This is a genomic window from Verrucomicrobiota bacterium JB022 (genome assembly GCA_030673845.1).
Lineage (GTDB): Bacteria > Verrucomicrobiota > Verrucomicrobiia > Opitutales > Oceanipulchritudinaceae > WOUP01.
The window spans coordinates 15,964-33,853 of the sequence record JAUTCQ010000010.1 but is presented as its reverse complement, the minus strand read 5'-3'; the positions used below and the strand labels follow the sequence as shown (position 1 = coordinate 33,853).

Annotated in this window: 13 protein-coding genes; 6 read left to right on the top strand and 7 right to left on the bottom strand. The window is 62.9% G+C overall.

From position 1 onward, the window contains the following. Positions 1-210 precede the first annotated feature (210 nt). On the bottom strand, positions 211-1,131 hold the full coding sequence (locus Q7P63_06740) for an alpha/beta hydrolase (GenBank protein ID MDP0499783.1): 921 nt from the start codon (positions 1,129-1,131) through the stop codon (positions 211-213). Between the two features lie 172 nt (positions 1,132-1,303). Here Q7P63_06740 and Q7P63_06735 point away from each other — a divergent pair, with 172 nt between their 5' ends. Next, positions 1,304-4,090 (top strand): phosphoenolpyruvate carboxylase, encoded by a 2,787-nt coding sequence (locus Q7P63_06735; protein ID MDP0499782.1) that lies wholly within the window; start codon positions 1,304-1,306, stop codon positions 4,088-4,090. 241 nt (positions 4,091-4,331) lie between these two features. On the opposite strand, the gene Q7P63_06730 is transcribed toward Q7P63_06735, so the two are convergent. Further along, positions 4,332-6,911 carry a pitrilysin family protein gene (locus tag Q7P63_06730; protein ID MDP0499781.1) on the bottom strand — a complete coding sequence of 860 codons (2,580 nt, stop codon included), beginning with the start codon at positions 6,909-6,911 and terminating at the stop codon, positions 4,332-4,334. After that, positions 6,911-7,375: a hypothetical protein gene (locus Q7P63_06725; GenBank protein ID MDP0499780.1), complete on the bottom strand. Its 465-nt coding sequence runs from the start codon at positions 7,373-7,375 to the stop codon at positions 6,911-6,913. The genes Q7P63_06730 and Q7P63_06725 overlap by 1 nt, the downstream gene beginning before the upstream one ends. Positions 7,376-7,616: 241 nt before the next feature. On the opposite strand from Q7P63_06725, the gene Q7P63_06720 reads away from it, so the two are divergent. The 5 genes from Q7P63_06720 (at position 7,617) to Q7P63_06700 (ending at position 12,429) form a co-directional block, all read left to right on the top strand. After that, the gene (locus tag Q7P63_06720; GenBank protein MDP0499779.1) at positions 7,617-8,138 is read left to right on the top strand and encodes a carboxymuconolactone decarboxylase family protein; all 522 of its coding nucleotides are present in this window, start codon (positions 7,617-7,619) and stop codon (positions 8,136-8,138) included. Between the two features lie 267 nt (positions 8,139-8,405). Further along, positions 8,406-8,936: a peroxiredoxin gene (locus Q7P63_06715; GenBank protein ID MDP0499778.1), complete on the top strand. Its 531-nt coding sequence runs from the start codon at positions 8,406-8,408 to the stop codon at positions 8,934-8,936. A 123-nt stretch (positions 8,937-9,059) separates the two neighbouring features. Beyond that, positions 9,060-9,545, top strand: a complete 486-nt coding sequence (locus Q7P63_06710) for a hypothetical protein (GenBank protein ID MDP0499777.1) — start codon at positions 9,060-9,062, stop codon at positions 9,543-9,545. Positions 9,546-9,612: 67 nt separating this feature from the next. After that, positions 9,613-11,250 carry a carbon starvation CstA family protein gene (locus tag Q7P63_06705; GenBank protein MDP0499776.1) on the top strand — a complete coding sequence of 546 codons (1,638 nt, stop codon included), beginning with the start codon at positions 9,613-9,615 and terminating at the stop codon, positions 11,248-11,250. 51 nt (positions 11,251-11,301) lie between these two features. Beyond that, complete coding sequence (locus tag Q7P63_06700) at positions 11,302-12,429, top strand: sulfotransferase (protein ID MDP0499775.1); 1,128 nt, start codon at positions 11,302-11,304, stop codon at positions 12,427-12,429. A gap of 6 nt (positions 12,430-12,435) precedes the next feature. Here Q7P63_06700 and Q7P63_06695 read toward each other — a convergent pair whose 3' ends face one another. The 4 genes from Q7P63_06695 to Q7P63_06680 all read right to left on the bottom strand — a co-directional run bounded on the left by Q7P63_06695 (position 12,436) and on the right by Q7P63_06680 (position 17,816). Next, positions 12,436-12,609: a hypothetical protein gene (locus Q7P63_06695; protein ID MDP0499774.1), complete on the bottom strand. Its 174-nt coding sequence runs from the start codon at positions 12,607-12,609 to the stop codon at positions 12,436-12,438. A gap of 224 nt (positions 12,610-12,833) precedes the next feature. Further along, on the bottom strand, positions 12,834-14,273 hold the full coding sequence (ahcY, locus tag Q7P63_06690; GenBank protein ID MDP0499773.1) for an adenosylhomocysteinase: 1,440 nt from the start codon (positions 14,271-14,273) through the stop codon (positions 12,834-12,836). Positions 14,274-14,385: 112 nt separating this feature from the next. After that, complete coding sequence (metK, locus tag Q7P63_06685; protein MDP0499772.1) at positions 14,386-15,552, bottom strand: methionine adenosyltransferase; 1,167 nt, start codon at positions 15,550-15,552, stop codon at positions 14,386-14,388. A gap of 107 nt (positions 15,553-15,659) precedes the next feature. Next, the gene (locus Q7P63_06680; GenBank protein MDP0499771.1) at positions 15,660-17,816 is read right to left on the bottom strand and encodes a TonB-dependent receptor; all 2,157 of its coding nucleotides are present in this window, start codon (positions 17,814-17,816) and stop codon (positions 15,660-15,662) included. Positions 17,817-17,890: the final 74 nt, after the last annotated feature.

Genomic DNA, 17,890 nt, shown 5'->3' with positions numbered 1-17,890 from the left:
ACCCGCCTACAACCTCACCAGACTCGCCAACATCATCGCGTAAAGGGCGAAGCCTGCCCACTTGAAGAACCTCGAGCCAAACCAGATCGCCAGTATCGTCTCAAAAAACATCCCAATCGGAAGATCCCCTTTTGCAGAGATCTCTGAAGGGGTGCCACTGGCTAGGTAGCAAACGCTCATAAAAACTGAAAGAACTTCGTCTTTTGTCGCTCAATGAGGCACTAACGACACCCGTTCCGGGAAATTCAGCCGGTCGAGGAAGGCGTAGGCCAAATCCTGCGCCTCGGGGTGGGTGGCACTCAGGTTGTGGCCGCCGCCGGGCAACTCGTGATATTCCACGCGAGCCCCGGCGTCTTTCAAGGCTTGCACAAAGTCGCGGCTCCAGGTGACGGGGACCGTGCGGTCGGCATCACCATGGGCGACAAAGAACGGCGGGTCTTCCGCGTCCACGTGCGTAATCGGCATCGCTTCGCGGGACTTCTCGGGGATGGATTGGGAGCGTGCGCCGAGAAACTTGCTCAGGCTGCCCGACTGATTCGCCATGGCGCCGAGGAAGTTGCTGTTGGGGCCGCAGAAGTCGACCACCGCAAACACGTTCACGTCCTCCCCTTCCCAGAGGCCGTGAGTCGCGTAGTTCACGTCGGGGTTGTTAGCCGTCACCCCGGCGAGTGATGCGAGGTGCCCGCCCGCCGAGGAGCCCCAGAGGTTGATCCGCGACGGGTCGACATGGTATTGCGCCGCATGGGCCTTGAGGAAGCGGATCGCCGCCAGCACGTCTTCCATTTGTGCCGGGTAGCTGTGCTTGGGCGCAAAGCGGTAGCTGATCGCCACGCCCACGTAGCCACGCCGTGCCATCCCCGCCAGTCGCTTACCGTGCGCGTCCTTACTCCCGTGGTTCCAGCCGCCGCCGTGGATGTAGACGATCACCGGCAGGGGCTCTGGCGGCTTGTCCTCCGGTGCCACCAGCTCCAGCCGCAGCACGACATCCCCGACCTTGCCGATCTCGACATCGTGGTGGTAGCGCCAGCCGGCCGGCACCTCTGGCGGCGTAAATTCGGCCCGCACGGGAACGACCAAGGCAAGAGGCAAGACCAGCCGCAGCCAGCGGCGCAAGATAGGGGTAAGGAGCATAGACGATGGTAATAATTATAAGATGACTTGCGCGCAACACCTTTGTAGGGCTCAAAATCGGCACCTATGACGTCAATTTCGCGATACAATCAGCGGTCTAAGGTTTGACCTTGCGTCCAAATCGACTTCGCTATGCAAAGGTGGTGCGCCAAAGCGTTCTCACTCTCCGGTCATGTCCAATAGTTTCGACGATTTTCTCACCCAAGGTTTTGAACAGATCGACACGCTCTACGTAGAGCTGTGCGAGGCGCTAGCCGAGGTTTTGCGCCGTATCGGCGAGCCCGAGCTGGCCCGCCTGGTGCGCAACCCGGCGGCACTCGAAGATGCCGACAGCCTGCCCGGCGGTGCCGCGCAGACGATCTCACTCGTTTTCCAGTTGCTCAACCTGGTGGAAGAGCACACGGCCCATCAAGTCGCCCGCCGCCGCGAATCCCAGGAAGGAATCGAGGCCGAGCCGGGGCGCTGGGGCTACTGGCTGAAGAAGCTGCACGATCAAGGCGTGCAGCCGATCGACATCATCCACCGCTGCCGTGCCGCCGTCGTTGAGCCCGTGTTGACCGGCCACCCGACCGAGGCCAAGCGCTGGACCGTGCTCGACCAGCACCGCGAGCTTTTTCAGCTTCTGCACGACCGCGCCAACAGCCGCCTGACCGACTTTGAAAAGCGCAAGTGGCGTCGCGACCTCTGCGCCACCCTCGAATGTCTCTGGCGCACGGGCGAAATCTTTTACCAGAAGCCCAACGTCGATTCCGAACGCGCGCACATGCTGTTCTTCCTCAAGGAAGTCTTCCCTCCCGTGCTCAAGGAACTCGACTCCCGCTTCGACTACGCTTGGGAGGAGGCCGGCTACGACCCGACGGTGCTGCGCGAGCCCAACACGCACCCGCTCTTGCGCTTCGGCAGCTGGGTGGGCGGCGACCGCGACGGCCACCCGGGCGTGACCCCCAAGGTCTCTAGCCAGACGCTGAAGGAGCTGCGTGCGGGCGCGCTGGATGTGCTCGACAACATGCTAGCCGAGCTGCACCAGGCCCTCGGCCTCTCCTGGCGCCTGCAATCGACCACGCAGGAGCTGGAAGACCGCACGGTGGAGATTTCGAAGCTGCTGGGCGAGTTGCCCGAGCCGCGCCCGGAAGAAGCCGCCGAACCGTGGAAGCGTTACGTGCGCCTGTTACGCGGTCGCCTGGCCGCCACCAAGCTCGACGACCACGAAAAGGGCTATCGCTTCCCGCTGGAGCTGCGGGCGGACTTGATGATCCTGCGCGAAAGCCTCTTGCACGTCGGCGCTCATGCGCTGGTGCAGGAATACGTGCGCCCGGTGCAGCGTGCGATTGAGACCTTCGGCTTCCACCTCGCCTGCCTAGACATCCGCCAAAACAGTGCTTTCCACGACCGTGCGGTCAGCCAGCTGATGGCCGCCGCCGGCATCGAAGGGGCCGAAGAATTCCCGGAATGGCCCGAAGCCAAGCGCCGCGAATTCCTGGAGGCCGAGCTGCAGTCGCCTCGCCCCTTCTCCAACCGACCCGCCTCGGCCGGGGAGGAAGCCGCCGCCTCCGTCGGTGCGCTGCAAGTGGCCGCCAAGCACATTCGCAAATACGGGCGCGGCGGCCTCGGGGCGGTCATCGTCAGCATGACGCGTAACGTCTCCGACCTGCTGGTCGTCTACCTGCTCGCCCGCGAAGCCGGCCTGACGCGCCCGGTAGAGGGTGGCCTCGCCTGTCTCCTGCCCGTAGTGCCCCTCTTTGAAACGCTGGACGACCTCGAGCGTTCGCCTGGCATTGTGGCGAGCTACCTCGCCCACCCCATCACCCAGCGCTCGCTCTCGATCCAGCACCGCATTTACGACGAACAGTTGTCGCGCGAAGACTGGGACCGCGAAGACGCGCCGGAAGCCCCGACCGGCCCGCGCCAGATGATCATGCTCGGCTATAGCGACAGCAACAAGGACGCCGGCATCATCGCCAGCGCCTGGGCGCTGCGGCAGGCACAAGAGCGCATCCTTGCCGTCGGTCAGGAAGCCTCCGTCGATATTCAGTTCTTCCATGGTCGCGGCGGCACGATCAGTCGCGGCGCCGGCCCGACCCACCGCTTTATGGAAGCGCTGGCCCTCGGCAGCCTCAACGCTGGCATCCGCGTGACCGAGCAGGGCGAAGTGATCGGCCAGAAGTACAACAACCATCGCTCGGCCGCTTATCACCTCGAATTGCTCATGGCCGGCGCGGTCGGCACGGGCATGGATCAGCAGAAGTACGACCTCTCCGCCCCGCTGGTGGAAGCGCTCGACCAACTGGCCGCCGCCTCGCGCAAACGCTACCGTCAGCTGCTCGAAGACAAGGACTTCATGACGTTTTACCGTCAGGCGACGCCGATCGACGTGCTGGAGCACAGCCGCATCGGCTCACGCCCGACGCGCCGCCGAGGCCAGCAGACGCTCGACGACCTCCGTGCCATCCCGTGGGTCTTCAGCTGGAACCAGGCCCGCTTTTACCTGCCCGGCTGGTTCGGCGTCGGCACTGCGCTTACCCATCTGCAGCAAAACCACCGCTCGTGCTACCTGCGCCTGCGGGACGAGATGCAAACGACGCCGCTGCTGCGCTACCTCTTCTACAACCTGGAATCGAGCGCCACCAGCGCCGACTCCGAGCAGATGAAGGCCTACGCCAGCCTCGTGGAGGAAGTGGATGTGCGCGAGCGCCTGCTGGGCGTGATCCATCAGGAGTATCAGCTCACGCGCCAGGCGCTGGCTGCCCTGTTCGGCCGCCCGCTGCCGGAGCGTCGCCCCCGCTTTTACAAGACGTTGCAATACCGCGAGGTGCCGCTCAAGCGCCTGCACCGCGAGCAGATCCGCCTCCTGCGCAAGTGGCGCAACATGGACGACAACGATCCCGACCGCGACAACTGCCTCGAAGACATGCTCATCTGCGTCAACGCCATCGCCTCCGGCCTGCGCACGACGGGTTGAGCCGCAGCCACAACCGTATTTATCAAACGCTCTCCAGACGGGGAGCGTTTTTTTGTTGTCCGCTCTGGGAGTGCGGCGCTTCGCGCCGATCTGGATTAGCGCAGAATCGTCTCGTCAGTCTATTGCTCACCTTCCGGAGTCGTACCCGGCCAGAGAATCAGATCGGCGCAGAGCGCCGCACTCCCAAATCGCGTTAGCTGATTCGGACGCCGAGATAGATACCAATTTAGCCTGCTCGGCCTTACGGTGCCGTCTTGTCGGGCGCGACGATGAGGCCGACGCCGGATTCGGCCGCGAAGATCCTGGCGGCGTGGGCGTGGAGTTGCTCCAGCGTCAGCGCGTCGAGCTTGGCGTCGTGGTCGAGCCAGTCGTTGATCGGGCGACCATAGAGGGCGTTGAGGCCTGCTTGACCGGCACGGGCACCGATGCGCTGCAGCCCGGAGCGGCGGCGCACCTTCAGGCGGCGGCGGGCGCGCTGGAACTCGTCGTCCGTCAGGCCGCCATCGCGCAGGCGTTGGGCCTCGTAATCCAACTCGTGCTGCACCTTGGCCGCCGTGTCGGGATGGGTGCCGGCGTAGAAGTAAAACATGCCTTGGCGCAGGCCCATGATACGGGTGGCCGAGACGAAATAGGCGAGGCTTTGCTCTTCACGCACGCGCAGGAAGAGCTGGCTCGACATGTCGCTGCAAATTTCTTCGAGGATGTCGCTGAGCAGCATGTCTTCGTTTTGCAGGCCCACATCGGCAAAGGCGCGGAAGACGACCGCTTGCTCGCGTTGCTTGGCCTCAAACTCCCACTGGCCTTGCTGGCGGCCCAGCTCGAGCGGAGCGCGCGGGGGCACTTTGCCTGTCGGCAGTTGACCGAGGATGTGATCGAGGCGGGTCAGCAGCTCTTCTTCGTAGAAGTCGCCACAGACGCTCACGACCGTGTTTTCTCCGACCACCAGGGTACGGTAAAGCTCCTTGACCTGGTCGACCATGAGCTGCTGGAGGTGCTCGACCTCCCCCATCGGATCGGTCCGGAAGGGGTGATTACCGAAGAAGTGGCGGCGCAGCAGGCGGCGACCGTAATCGACCACCTCGTCGTTCTCCTCCTGGATCTCCGCGATCTGGGCGTCGCGCTCGAGGCCGAAAGTGTGCGCGGTAAAGGCCGGGCGCAGCAGCGCATCTTCGAGCAGCGAGAGGGCCAGCTCTTCATCTTCGGGCATCACCTCAAGACCGAAGCCAAAGGTGTTATTGCCGGAGAAGGGCGCGAACTGACCGCCGACCTGCTCGATGGAGCGCGCGACCTGGGCCGCCGTGCGGTGGGCCGTGTCCTTCGTCATCAGGTTGGCCAACAGGGCCGTCAAACCTCGCTGATCGGCGGGCTCGAAGTGCGGGCCCCCGTGGGCGCTGTAGCGGATGTGGACCTTCGGCAGCTTGCGGTCGATCTGGTAGAGGATGCGGGCGCCGTTGGAGAGGCGCTTTTCCTTGAATTCCGGCGCGGCAAAGGGCGTCTCGTCCTTCTTGGCGCGCTCGGCGTGGCGCTGGGGAACCATCGAGGCGCTGCTGCGGGCCTGCTCCTGCAGGTAACGCTCGGCCACGCGCTGGAGGTCTTCCGGCTGCACGCGGTCAAGGCGGGCAAAATAGGTCTTGGGGTAGTCGAGGTCGCCCACCACCACTTCGGCGGCACCGAGGCGGCCAGCCTGGCCGGTCATGGTCTTGCGCACGTTGATCTCGTGCACGAGGGCGTTGCGGCGGGCCATGGCCACGTCATCGACCGTAAAGGGCTCATAGGCGATGTGGCCAAGCACGGCGACGATGGCGTCTTGCACCTCGTGGTGGCGGCTGGGCTCGCAGACGTAGGAGATCCAGAAGAGGCCGTCTTCGCCGGGGTTCCAGGTCGAGGCGTCGATGTGGTGGACGAGTTTCTGCTCGTCGCGGAGGCTGCGCCAGAGGCGGGAGCTGTGCCCCTGCCCCAGCAGCGAGGCGAGCACGTCGAGCGCGGGGGCGTCTTCGTGGCGCATCGAGGGGATGCGGAAGGCGATGTTGCCGCGGCAGATGTTCACATCGCCCTGCAGCTCTTCCTGACGGGCGGCAAGCTGGATCGGCTCGGCGGGGATCTGGATGGGCGGCAGCTTCGCGCGCGGCTCCTTGCCCCAGGTCTTGTCCAGCTCGGCGCGCAGTTGTTCTTCGCTCACCGCACCCGTCACAATCAGCGTCACGTTGTTGGGCACGTAACGCTCCTTGTAATACTTCCAGAGGTCTTCGCGCTGCACCTGCTCGAATACCTCACGATAGCCGATGACGGGGTGACGATACGGGTGGTGGCGGAAGGCGGTGCGGAAGAGTGCGCGCGCCACCTGGCGGTCGGGATCGTCGAGGCCCATGTCGATCTCGCGGAGGATCACGCCGCGCTCCTTCACCACTTCCTCGGTGGGCAGCGTGCTGTGAAGCACCTGGTCGTGCAGCAGGTCGATGCCGAGGGCGAAGGCTTCGCTGGGCAGCTCGACGTGGTAGACGGTGCGGTCAAAAGTCGTGTAGGCGTTGATGTCGCCGCCAGCCGCCTGGATTTCGCGGGCGATGGAGTGGCAGTCGCGCTTTTCCGTGCCCTTGAAGAGCATGTGCTCCAGGAAGTGGGACAGGCCCGCGCCCATCCACTCGCCTTCGTGGATACTGCCGGTGTGGACCCACGCCTGCACCGCCACGAGGTCGGCCGAGCGATCCTCCAGGTGCAGGACAGTGAGGCCGTTGGGCAGCACCCAGCGCCGCACCGGCCAAGCCAGCAACTCGCGGAGGACCTGCGTCCGACCGCTTTCCCGCGTCGATTTGGTATCAGGCATTATGCGCGCGGAGTCTGCGACGAAGAGCTGAGTGAATTCAAGCGCGTTTCTCCCGGCCGGTAATAAAAGCGCGGGGCGTGCTCGGGGCGAAAGGGGCGGCCAAACGCATCCTCAAACTCATACACGTCGCGGAAGTCTTCGATCCGGTCCTGCTCGGTCTTCCCGAACACCTTGTAGTCCACAAGGTTGAAGACCATTTCGCCGAAGTCTTCGGTCTTTTCGAGGCCCCACTCGCGCAGGAGGGTGAGGGCCATCGGGCCATATTGCTCCAGCGCGTATTCGCGGATGCCTTCCGCCAGTTCCTGCCCGGAGATGTGGCGGGTATTGCTGGCCCCTTCCTTCTCCCGGACCTTGTTGAGGGTGAAGTCCAAAGCCTGCCGCAGGAAATGGTAGGCACCGGGATCGTAACGCCGGTCTTCCTTCACGATCAGGTGGACGACTTCGTTGAAATCCTTGTTATTCATGTGCGTCTTTCAACCTGCGCTCCTGCCGGAAGCTGTAACGCAGGTGGGGCGAAATCCCCTCCTTCATAATCGTCAGATTTGGCGTTTGCGCAAGGGCAATTCGGGAATCGTGGATCGACTGGTCGGTCCGGCGAGCCAGGTGAAAAGGCAAAAAGGCCCGACCGACCTAGGAAATGGCGTAGCCCGGGTTGACATTCTGCCACGCTCGCCTACCCGTAAGGGCCTTTCGCTGTAACACATCATGGAAAACACGACCAACCTGCTGAAAACCTTGCCCGAAGAGGCGAAGGACTTGCGCCTGAACCTGAAAAACCTGCTGGAGGAAGAAAGCCTGACGCCCGCCCAACGCTGGGGCGTCGCCCTCGCCAGCGCCTACTTTGTCGGCAACGGCCCCCTGATCGACGCCCTCTCCGCCGACTTCCCGGAGAGCCAGGAAGTGCACAGCGATGCCAAGGCCGCCGCCTCCATCATGGGCATGAACACGGTCTACTACCGCTTCCGCCACCTGATGAACAGCGAGGCCTACAACCAGCGCCCGGCCCGCCTCCGCATGCAGCGCATGAGCAAGGTGGCGACCAACAAGGCCGACTTTGAGCTGATGTCGCTCGCTTGCGCCGCTCTCGCGGGTTGCGAAATGTGCCTCAAGGCCCACGAAAAGATCGTGAAGGATGGGGGACTCGGCGAAGACCACATCCACGACGCCGTACGCCTCGCCGCCGTCGTCTCCGGTGTCGCCGTCGCGCTGAACACGGCGCGGGCTTAAAGTACCTGGCGCGATGTGGAGTGCGGGGCTCCGCCCCGATCTGGTTTGTAAGGCTGCTGGCAAACCGCCAGATGAAGCCTGCAATAAAATCCAGATCTCGGCAGGAGCCGAGCACTCCAGAGCGCCCCAGACAGCGGTTATACTTAAGGGCCGTTACCCAAGGGCCCTCGCATAGCCTCTTCCCATTCCTCGGCAAAAAATTCTTGGCGCGGCGGAGGGGATGGGTGAACATGACCGTTTTCCTGAACCTGAATTCGACACTTAAAAATGATCACCGTTGGCCAAAAGTTCCCCGAGTTCCGCGTGCAAGCTTGCGTGGGCCTCGACAACAAGGACATTGAAACCATTTCTCACGAATCTTTCGCCGGTAAGTGGAAGGTCTACTTCTTCTACCCGAAAGACTTCACCTTCGTCTGCCCGACCGAGCTCGTGGAGTTCAACAAGGCGCTGGAAGACTTCGAAGACCGCGACGCCGTGGTCATCGGCGGCAGCACCGACAACGAGTTCAGCCACCTCGCCTGGCGCAAGAGCCATGACGACCTGCGCGGCCTCAACTTCCCGCTGATCGCCGCCGCCAAGCTGGCCCGCGAGCTGGGCATCGTGGAAGAGACCGAAGGTGTCTGCTACCGCGCCACCTTCATCGTCGACCCGCACGGCGTGGTCCAGCACGTGAGCGTCTACAACCTCAATGTGGGCCGCAACGTAAAGGAAATCGTGCGCGTGCTCGATGCCATCCAGTCCGACGAGCTCTGCCCCTGCAACTGGCAGAAGGGTGAAGACACCCTCAAGGCGGGCTAAGCCTCGCGTCCTGACGCATTTTTTAAGCAGCCGATCCGTTTCGCGGGTCGGCTGTTTTTGTTGGGAGACCGTTCATCCCGGGTGGCTTTACGCAGATGAGCAAAGCGTCTTGATCGACAGAAAATGAAACGCATCACTCTCGTGTGCCTCGTATTTGGCGCTCTCATCGCAGGCTGTGTTACGGTAGAAATACCTCCCGACGCCTTCACTCCGGTGCCATTGGAGCTCGGGCTGCGGGAGGTTCGGCCAACGGACGACAACATCCAATTTACCCTCAAAAACTCTCTCTCGCTCCCCAAGCTCAATAATCCTGACCAAGTCATCTACTTTCCAGCGGTTACGTGCGTAGTCGAAGGGGCCGACGAAGACTTCTGGTATCTGAGTAGCCCAGAGCCACTGGAATACCGGGCGAACATCGACGGCGAGCAGGTGACGGTTCGCAAGTTCGAGGGGGGAGTCATAATGTCCCGGAAACTCCTCGCTCTCTTCCTCCCCTTCGCGGTTTATGAAAAGCTGGAGGGCGACCAGAGGGAGGTGGTGTGGAAGTTCCCAACCAATGGCCCCGCAGCAGAGGGCACACCTTCACGAATGCTGATACCGGAGGATTGACGCGGGCATCTTCCGATTTTCTAATGGCGGTTATCTCTGTTTCTTACCCTGCTGACCCAATCCTGAGATGACCTGGTTGCTGTTGTTGAGCGCTGTGCTCTTTGCCTTGGCCTACCGCTGGTATGGCCGCTTCCTGAACCGCCGCTTCGGCCTGCAAAACGAGCGTCGCACGCCAGCGCATGACCAGCAGGATGGCGTCGACTTTGTGCCTACGCGCACGAGCGTGGTCTTCGGGCACCACTTTTCGTCGGTCGCGGGAGCGGGGCCTATTGTGGGGCCAATCCTGGCGGGGCTTTATTTCGGCTGGGGCCCGGCGTGGATGTGGGTCGTGTTCGGCTCCATCTTTGTCGGCGGGGTGCACGATTACGGGGCCGCGTTCATCAGCGTGCGCAACAAGGGCAAGACGATTGCCGAGTGTGCAAAGACGCTGATCGGGCCGCAGACGGGGCGCCTCTTCCTGCTCTTCGTGCTGCTGGCGCTGATTTACGTGATCATCGTATTCCTCGACCTGACGGCAGCGACGTTTCAGGCGACCCCGGCGGTGGCGACGGCTTCGGGCTGGTTCATCGCCGTAGCAGTGGCTTTCGGCTGGGTCTTGCGCCGCAGCAAGCTGCCGTTTTGGGCGCAGTTGCTGATTTTTGTACCGCTGACCTGGCTGGGGCTCGCGCTGGGCCAGTGGTTCCCGGCGGATTTGTTCAACCAGCGGGGCACCTGGGTGGCGCTGTTACTCGGCTACTGCTTCGTGGCCGCGATCCTGCCGGTTAACGTGCTGCTCCAGCCTCGCGACTTCCTCAGCGCCACCTTTCTTTACGGCCTCGTGATCCTGGGCGTGGGCGGCACGCTGCTCAGCTTTGGGCAGCCGGTGCATCTGGAGGTGTTTCGCGGCTGGGAATCCGAAACGGCCGGTCCGCTGATGCCGGTGCTGTTCATCACGGTGGCGTGCGGGGCCTGCAGCGGCTTCCACAGCATCATCGCCAGCGGCACCACCGCGCGCCAGCTAAACGAAGAGGCAGACGTGCGCCGCGTGGGCTATGGCGCGATGCTGGTCGAGGGCATGCTCGCGGTGTTCGCGATTGCGACGCTGGCCATTCTGGGGCCGGAGCAACTGGCGGCCACGGGGCAAAATGCCGTCAGCATCTTTGCGGTGGGGGCCTCGCAGTTTATGAACAAGCTAGGCGTGCCAGTGACTTGGGGCACGACTTTTGCCAGCCTCGCGGTGACGACTTTTCTGCTGACGACGCTCGACACCTGCACGCGCCTCGGTCGCTTTTTGCTGGAAGAGCTGCTGGGCCAGCGCAGCCGTGCGACGCGCTGGTTGGGCACCGTGGCGGTGCTGGCCGGGCCCGCCGCGCTGGCCTTCACCACGATCGACGGTCAGCCGGTATGGAAGGCCATCTGGCCGGTGTTTGGTGCGACAAATCAGCTGCTGGCGGCACTGGCGCTCGTCACGGTGCTGGTCTACCTCAAGCGGCGCCAGATCCGCTACGGCTTCGTCATCGTGCCCGCGCTGGTCATGACGGTGATGCCGCTGCTCTCGCTCTACCTCACCTGGCGCGATCAGGGCACCTTCAGCCTGATGGGCGGCATCTCGCTGGGCATGATCGTGCTGGGCGTGATCGTGGTGACGATGGCGGTGCGCACGATCATCCGGCCCGAGCCGAACGCCGCCCGCCCCGAGGCAAGTCTTTCGCCTACGCAGGGTTAAAAGGCCTGACGCGTCTTGCCATTGCGCGCCGAACGCGCATGGTCTGGAAGCATGTCGGCCCCTTCGCAGCCCGTCCTGATCCTTGGTATGCACCGCAGCGGCACGTCGTTTCTGGCGAGCCTGCTGCAGAAGCTCGGCGTGAGCGTGGGCGAGGTGCTGCTGGAGGGCAACGAGGGCAACCCTCACGGCCATTTCGAAGACCTCGCGTTTCTGGAATTCCAGCGGCGGCTGGTCCAGAAATACCGCGTCGGCGGCCCCTACCTCTACGACAACGACATCTTTTGCGATTCGGAGCTGAAGTTTGAGCCGACGGCGGAGGAGCGGGCGGAGGCCGACGCCATCGTGCAGCGCCAAAGCCGCCCTGGCATCTGGGGCTGGAAGGATCCGCGCACCTGTCTGCTGCTCGACTTCTGGCTCGAACGCCTGCCCAACGCCAAGTGCATCGTCGTCTACCGGCACCCGCTGGAGGTCTACTGGTCGTTCCTCAAGCGGGGCGACTTCGACCTGCTGCAGCGCCCTTCCGCCGTCTTCCACAGCTACCACAGCTATTACCAGCCGGCCCTGCAGCGGCAAAAGGCCGAGCCCGAGCGCTTCATGATGCTGGAGGCGCAAGCGGGGTTTGCCGCCCTGCCTCAGCTCGTGGCGCAGCTACGCAGCTTCCTGGGCCTGCCAGCAGGTGAGGGCGAGGAAGATTGGTCGTTCTTTGCGCGCGAGTTTTTCCACAACCGCACGGGGCGCCGCCAACACGCGCTGTTTGCGCGGCTGATGAGCCATGCCCATGGGGCCTACGAGCAGCTCCAGCAGGTGGCGGCCTTCCCTGCCCCGCGCCCTGAAGAGGCGGGCGATGCCGAGAAGGAGGCGCAGGCGGACAAGCTGACGCGCGAGGTGGGCAACATCCTGATGTACGAGCCGCTAACGGCGCGCGAGACGTTTGTGCCCATGATCGAGCGTTTTTGCCTCAACCTGCCCTTCCCGGAGGTGGCGCAAGCCCGCGAACGGATCTTGCGCGCCCAGGCGGAAAGCCGCCGCGAGGAAATGGAAACCCACCGCAAGGTGGTGCAGGATTACCAGCGCTACGTGGGCGAATACGAAAAGTATTACGCGCTCTACCAGAACTACTATTGGGCGTGGCAGGAAACCGCCCGCGTGCTGCAGGACGTGCAGCAGCAAAAAAGCTAAACGGGGTTAAAGGCCCGGACCGCGGCGGTAGCTCGTGGTGGTGGCGGCTTTGTAACCGCCTCCCAGGCTGCGCGCCTTAACCAGTTGCCGGAGCCGTTCGTTGTGACCGGCGGTGCGCTCTACGCGCATGCGCCACGCGGCTTCCCAAGCTTCTTTGGCGTGATCTTTCGCGCTCTTCATAAAAGTCAGTGCAGGTGTTTAATGGGGGGCAAACTCAGACCTCTATTCAGAGCAGCCTGCCTTTTCCGGCGGTGCGGCTCAAGCCAAACCGAACGGTCTACCCGGCGAAATGGTGGAACTCACAGATCACAAACGAACAAACGTTTCAGCTGTATATCCGACGGGAACGCAAAAAAAGCCCGACCGGGAGGGTCGGGCTCGAAAAGGTGACGCTGGCGAAGGGCCTAGTAGCGGTAGTGGTCGCTCTTGTAGGGGCCTTCGACGGGCACGCCGATGTAGTCGGCCTGGTAGGGCTTGAGCTTGGTCAGCTTGGCACCGATCTTCTCGAGGTGGAGGCGGGCCACTTCTTCGTCGAGGTGCTTGGGCAGGATGTAGACGCCCGGGCGGTATTGCTCGACGTTCTTCCACAGCTCAACCTGGGCGAGGACCTGGTTGGTGAAGCTGTTGGACATCACGAAGCTGGGGTGGCCGGTGGCGCAACCGAGGTTCACGAGGCGGCCCTTGGCCAGCATGTAGATGCAGTGGCCGTCTTCGAAGGTATACTTGTCGACGGCGCCTTCAGAGTCCGGCTTGATGGCTTCGCGCTTGACGCTCTTGTCCTTGTCGATCTGCGAGATCTGGATCTCGTTGTCGAAGTGGCCGATGTTACAGACGATCGCCTGGTCGGCCATCTTCTTCATGTGGTCGACCGTGATGATGTCCTTGTTACCGGTGGTGGTGACGTAGATGTTGCCCCAGCCGAGGGTGTCTTCGACGGTCAACACGCGGAAGCCTTCCATCGCGGCCTGCAGGGCACAGATCGGGTCGACTTCGGTCACGACGACCTGGGCACCCATGCCACGCATGGCTTGGGCACAGCCCTTGCCGACGTCGCCATAGCCGCAGATCACGGCCACCTTGCCGGAGATCATCACGTCGGTGGCGCGCTTGATGCCGTCGATGAGGGATTCGCGGCAGCCGTAGAGGTTGTCGAATTTGGACTTGGTGACGGAGTCGTTGACGTTGATCGCAGGGACGAGCAGCGTGCCAGCCTTCTGGCGCTCGTAGAGGCGGTGCACGCCGGTGGTCGTCTCTTCGGAAACGCCCTTCCACTCCTTGACCACGTTGTGCCAGTGGGTGGGGTCTTCGCCGTGGACCTTCTTGAGCAGGTCCTTGATCACTTGCTCTTCGTGGCTCTCGGATTCGGAATCGACCCACTTGGAGCCGTTTTCGAGCTCGTAGCCCTTGTGGATGAGCAGGGTCGCGTCGCCACCGTCGTCGACGATCAGCTCGGGGCCCTTGCCGTCCGGCCAGGTCAGCGCCTGCTCGGTGCACCACCAGTATTCTTCGAGGGTCTCACCCTTCCAGGCAAAGACGGGCACTTCGAGGTGCTTGGCCACATAGGCGGCGGCGTGGTCTTGGGTGGAGAAAATGTTGCAGGAGCACCAGCGGACGTCGGCGCCGAGAGCCTTGAGGGTCTCGATCAGCACCGCCGTCTGGATCGTCATGTGCAGGGAGCCCATGATGCGGACGCCGGCGAGCGGTTGGTCCTTGGCGTACTTTTCGCGGGTGGCCATCAGGCCGGGCATCTCGTGCTCGGCGATGCGGACTTCCTTGGCGCCGTAGTCGGCCAGGTTGATGTTGGCAACCTTGTAGTCGGCCTTGGTCAAAGTATCGGTAGACATAAATATAAAGAAATTGGGATTTACAGAAGATAACGAAGCAAACGAAGGTTAGACGAAGATCTGGTTAGGTTTTTTCTTCGTTACCTTCGTTGGCTTCTGTTCAGATGTATTCTTAGCGGATCGCCTTCTTGAGGTCTTCGGCCTTGGCGATGCTTTCCCACGGCATGTCGGCCTTGCCGAAGTGGCCGTAGTGGGTGGAGCCGCGGAAGATCGGGCGACGCAGGTCGAGCTGCTTCATGATGTCAGCCGGCTTGAAGGAGAAGACTTCCTTGATCGCGCGGATGATGGCCTCGTCGCTCTCGCGGCCGGTGCCGAAGGTGTCGAGGTGGATCGAAGTCGGGTGCGGATAGCCGATGGCGTAGGCCACTTGCAGCTCGCAACGGTCGGCGAGTCCAGCGGCGACCACGTTCTTGGCGACCCAGCGGCACATGTAGGCGGCCGAGCGGTCAACCTTCGTCGCGTCCTTGCCGGAGAAGGCACCGCCACCGTGGCGACCGACGCCGCCGTAGGTGTCGACGATAATCTTGCGGCCCGTGAGGCCAGCGTCGCCTTGCGGACCACCGATCACAAACTTGCCGGTGGGGTTGATCAGGTACTCGGTCTTGTCGTTGATCAGCTCCTGCGGCAGCACTTGCTTGATCACGTTTTCGATGATGAATTCCTTGATCTCCTTGTGGCCCACGCTGGCGGCGTGCTGGGTCGAGACAACGACATTGTCGATGCTCACCATCTGGCCGTCTTCGTAGTGCAGGGCCACCTGGCTCTTCACGTCGGGGCGGAGCCAGTCGACGGCCTTGCCCTTGCGCAGCTCGGCCAACTTGCGGAGGATGCGGTGGGCAAACATGATCGGGGCCGGCATCAGCTCTTCGGTCTCCGTCGTGGCAAAGCCAAACATGATGCCTTGGTCGCCCGCGCCCTGCTCCTCGGTGTCCTTGCCTTCGGCCTTCTTGGCGTCAACGCCCTGGGCGATGTCGGCGGACTGGCGGGTCAGGTAATTGTTGATGAAGACGTGATCGGCGTGGAAGACATCGTCGTCGTTGATGTAGCCGATATCGCGAATCGCTTCGCGCACCACTTCGTTGTAATCAAATTTCGCGCCCGTGGTGATTTCCCCCGCGAGGCATACGACGTTGCTCTTCACGAGCGTTTCGCAAGCCACCCGGCTGCTGGGGTCCTGCTCAAGGCAGGCGTCCAGAATGCTGTCGGAGATATAGTCAGCAACTTTGTCGGGGTGACCTTCACCCACGGACTCTGATGAGAATTGATAGGACAACGGCATAATTGATCCCATCATGCCGCTCCCCCAGCGAGGCGCAAGGGGAAAATATCATTTCATCCTGATCGGACGATATGAACGGTTCCCTTGCACCGCCGAATGGTCCTCAATCAGAAGTTCAAACGCCCGGAGATATACCACGTGCGCGGCGTGCGCGGGCCGTAGAGGTAGTAAGGGTCACGATCGACGCCCGTCTCCAGGTCGCCTTGGCGCTCGTCGAAGAGGTTCTTTACGCCAGCGGTCAAGGTCAGCGCCGGGTAGCCCTGCCAGTTGAACGTGCGGGAGAGGCTGGCGTTCCAGACGAGGAAGCGGTCGGTCTCGTCGTTGAGGATGCCGGTGCGCTCGTTGATCTGCTTCATGCTGCCGGTGTAGATCGCGCTCACCGCTACATCGACGGCTGCCGGATTGGTATAGGTAAGCTGAATGACGCCGTAGTGGGTGGGCGTTTCGAGGAAGTCGTCTTCCGTCACCACATGCCCCGCGCCGTCGTCGAAGAGCACAACATCATCCTTGTAGCGGGCGAACTGGAAGACGTAGCCGAGGTCGACGCGCAGGTTTTCCAGCGGCAGGGCCCCTACGTTAAATTCCAACCCGCCGACCTCCGCATCGGGCCCGTTGTAACGCAGGCGGAAGGCTTCGCCGGAAGACGGGTCGGTCTGGATCTCGGACGTGGTGAAGGTGCCATCGAGCGCGGTGTAAAAGGCGTTCGCCTCCACCGTCAGGCGGCCGGCGGCAATGGCGGGATTCCAGACGGCGCTGAGCAGGCCGCTGTAGGAACGCTCTTCCTTGAGATCTTCGGCTTGTCGGGTCTGGGCTCGCTCGCCCGCGATCAACTCGATGTGCAGGTCTTCGTCGAAAAACTCCGGCGCGCGGTAGCCGGTGCCAAAGGCCGCCCGGAAGACCCATTCGTTGCTCGCCTCCCAGCGCAGGTTGACGCGGGGCGACAGAATGGCCTGGTCGAGTTCGGAACTCTTATCAGCCCGCAGGCCCAGCACCAGTTCCCAGCCCTCGGAGAAATGCCAGTCGTCCTGGACAAACACACCCACCGTGTTGCCATCGGCGATTTCGGGTGCCACGGGGTAATCGACCACAAAGGTGCTGACCGGCACGATGTCGTCGATCTTCTCATAGCTGTATTGCAGGCCCAAGCTGGTCAGGTGCTCGCCCCAGCCGTAGTCGACCTGCGCCTCGGCGTGGTAGACCCAGTTTTGGGTAAAGCCGAACTGGTCTTGCGCCACTTGGCCGTAGGTCTGGTAGCCGCGGTCGAGGAAGAGCTGGTCGTTGTCGCCCGCGCCGGGGGTCGACTCCGGCACGAGCGGCGCGTTGGCGGCGTTGCCGAAGAGCCCGCCGTAAAAGGTCTCGCGGTCGATATAAGAGAAGCCCGCGGCTGCGTGATAAGAAAGGTCGGAGTCAACGGTGGCCTGCCAGGCGATAGTGCCCGCGTCGCGGGAGGTATCGACGCGTTCGGAGATGTCGGCGAGGTTGTCGGGCAGGTCGAATTTGTTGCCACCGCGCCGGAACTCGCTCGTGCGGTTGTAATCGAGCTGCAGGGTGCCCTGCCCCAGCTCTTGCGAGGCACGGAAGCCGAAGACTTGCAGGTCGCGTTTGGTCAAGTCGCTGAAGCCGTCGCCGTTGAGGTCCACCGGATCCTGCCGTAGCGCCTGCCCGTATGCGCTGAACGCAAGGCGGCCATCGTCGCTCAGGTAGTCGCCCAATGCGCTGACCTGCGTGCCCGGCTCGCCTTTGACGCTGTCGTAGCGCAGCTCAATCAGGCCGCCGGTATCGACTGCGCGGTGGCCGATGATGTTGACCACGCCACCTACTGCGCCGCTGCCGTAAACCGCCGAGCCCCCGCCCTTCACTACTTCGATGCGGTCGATGAAGACGGCGGGGATCTGGTCGAGCCCGTAGACCGAGGCCAGCCCGGAGTAGAGCGGCAATCCGTCGAAGAGCACGGCAGCGTATTTGCCTTCGAGACCGAGCAGCAGCACGTCGGAGGTGCCGCAATTCTGGCAGTTGTTTTCGACGCGCACGCCCGGCAGTAGCTCGATGGCGTCGCCAAAATTGCAGGCCCCCGCCAACTGGAGCTGGTGCGGCAGCACGACTTCGGTGCGCACGGGCGACTCGCTGAGGCGGTGCACCGTGCGGGTGCCCGTGACCACTTGCGGGTCGAGCTCGAAGAATCGGTCGGCAGGCGCGGTGTCCTGAGCCAGCAACGGCAGCGGCAGCGTGAGCAGAGAGGAAAAGAGGCGGTGTCGGATCGTCATATTTCGAAAAGCACGCCCGGCTCGGCACGAACCGGAATGCCTCGAAAGGGATTCGTACAGTTTTCAAATTGTCA

Coding starts and splice junctions, on each gene's coding strand:
- Q7P63_06720 (MDP0499779.1), top strand. CDS start 7,617: ATGGAAAACACGACCAACCTGCTGAAAACCTTGCCCGAAGAGGCGAAG.
- Q7P63_06700 (MDP0499775.1), top strand. CDS start 11,302: ATGTCGGCCCCTTCGCAGCCCGTCCTGATCCTTGGTATGCACCGCAGC.
- Q7P63_06695 (MDP0499774.1), bottom strand. CDS start 12,609: ATGAAGAGCGCGAAAGATCACGCCAAAGAAGCTTGGGAAGCCGCGTGG.
- Q7P63_06705 (MDP0499776.1), top strand. CDS start 9,613: ATGACCTGGTTGCTGTTGTTGAGCGCTGTGCTCTTTGCCTTGGCCTAC.
- Q7P63_06740 (MDP0499783.1), bottom strand. CDS start 1,131: ATGCTCCTTACCCCTATCTTGCGCCGCTGGCTGCGGCTGGTCTTGCCT.
- Q7P63_06680 (MDP0499771.1), bottom strand. CDS start 17,816: ATGACGATCCGACACCGCCTCTTTTCCTCTCTGCTCACGCTGCCGCTG.
- ahcY (MDP0499773.1), bottom strand. CDS start 14,273: ATGTCTACCGATACTTTGACCAAGGCCGACTACAAGGTTGCCAACATC.
- Q7P63_06730 (MDP0499781.1), bottom strand. CDS start 6,911: ATGCCTGATACCAAATCGACGCGGGAAAGCGGTCGGACGCAGGTCCTC.
- Q7P63_06710 (MDP0499777.1), top strand. CDS start 9,060: ATGAAACGCATCACTCTCGTGTGCCTCGTATTTGGCGCTCTCATCGCA.
- Q7P63_06715 (MDP0499778.1), top strand. CDS start 8,406: ATGATCACCGTTGGCCAAAAGTTCCCCGAGTTCCGCGTGCAAGCTTGC.
- Q7P63_06725 (MDP0499780.1), bottom strand. CDS start 7,375: ATGAATAACAAGGATTTCAACGAAGTCGTCCACCTGATCGTGAAGGAA.
- Q7P63_06735 (MDP0499782.1), top strand. CDS start 1,304: ATGTCCAATAGTTTCGACGATTTTCTCACCCAAGGTTTTGAACAGATC.
- metK (MDP0499772.1), bottom strand. CDS start 15,552: ATGCCGTTGTCCTATCAATTCTCATCAGAGTCCGTGGGTGAAGGTCAC.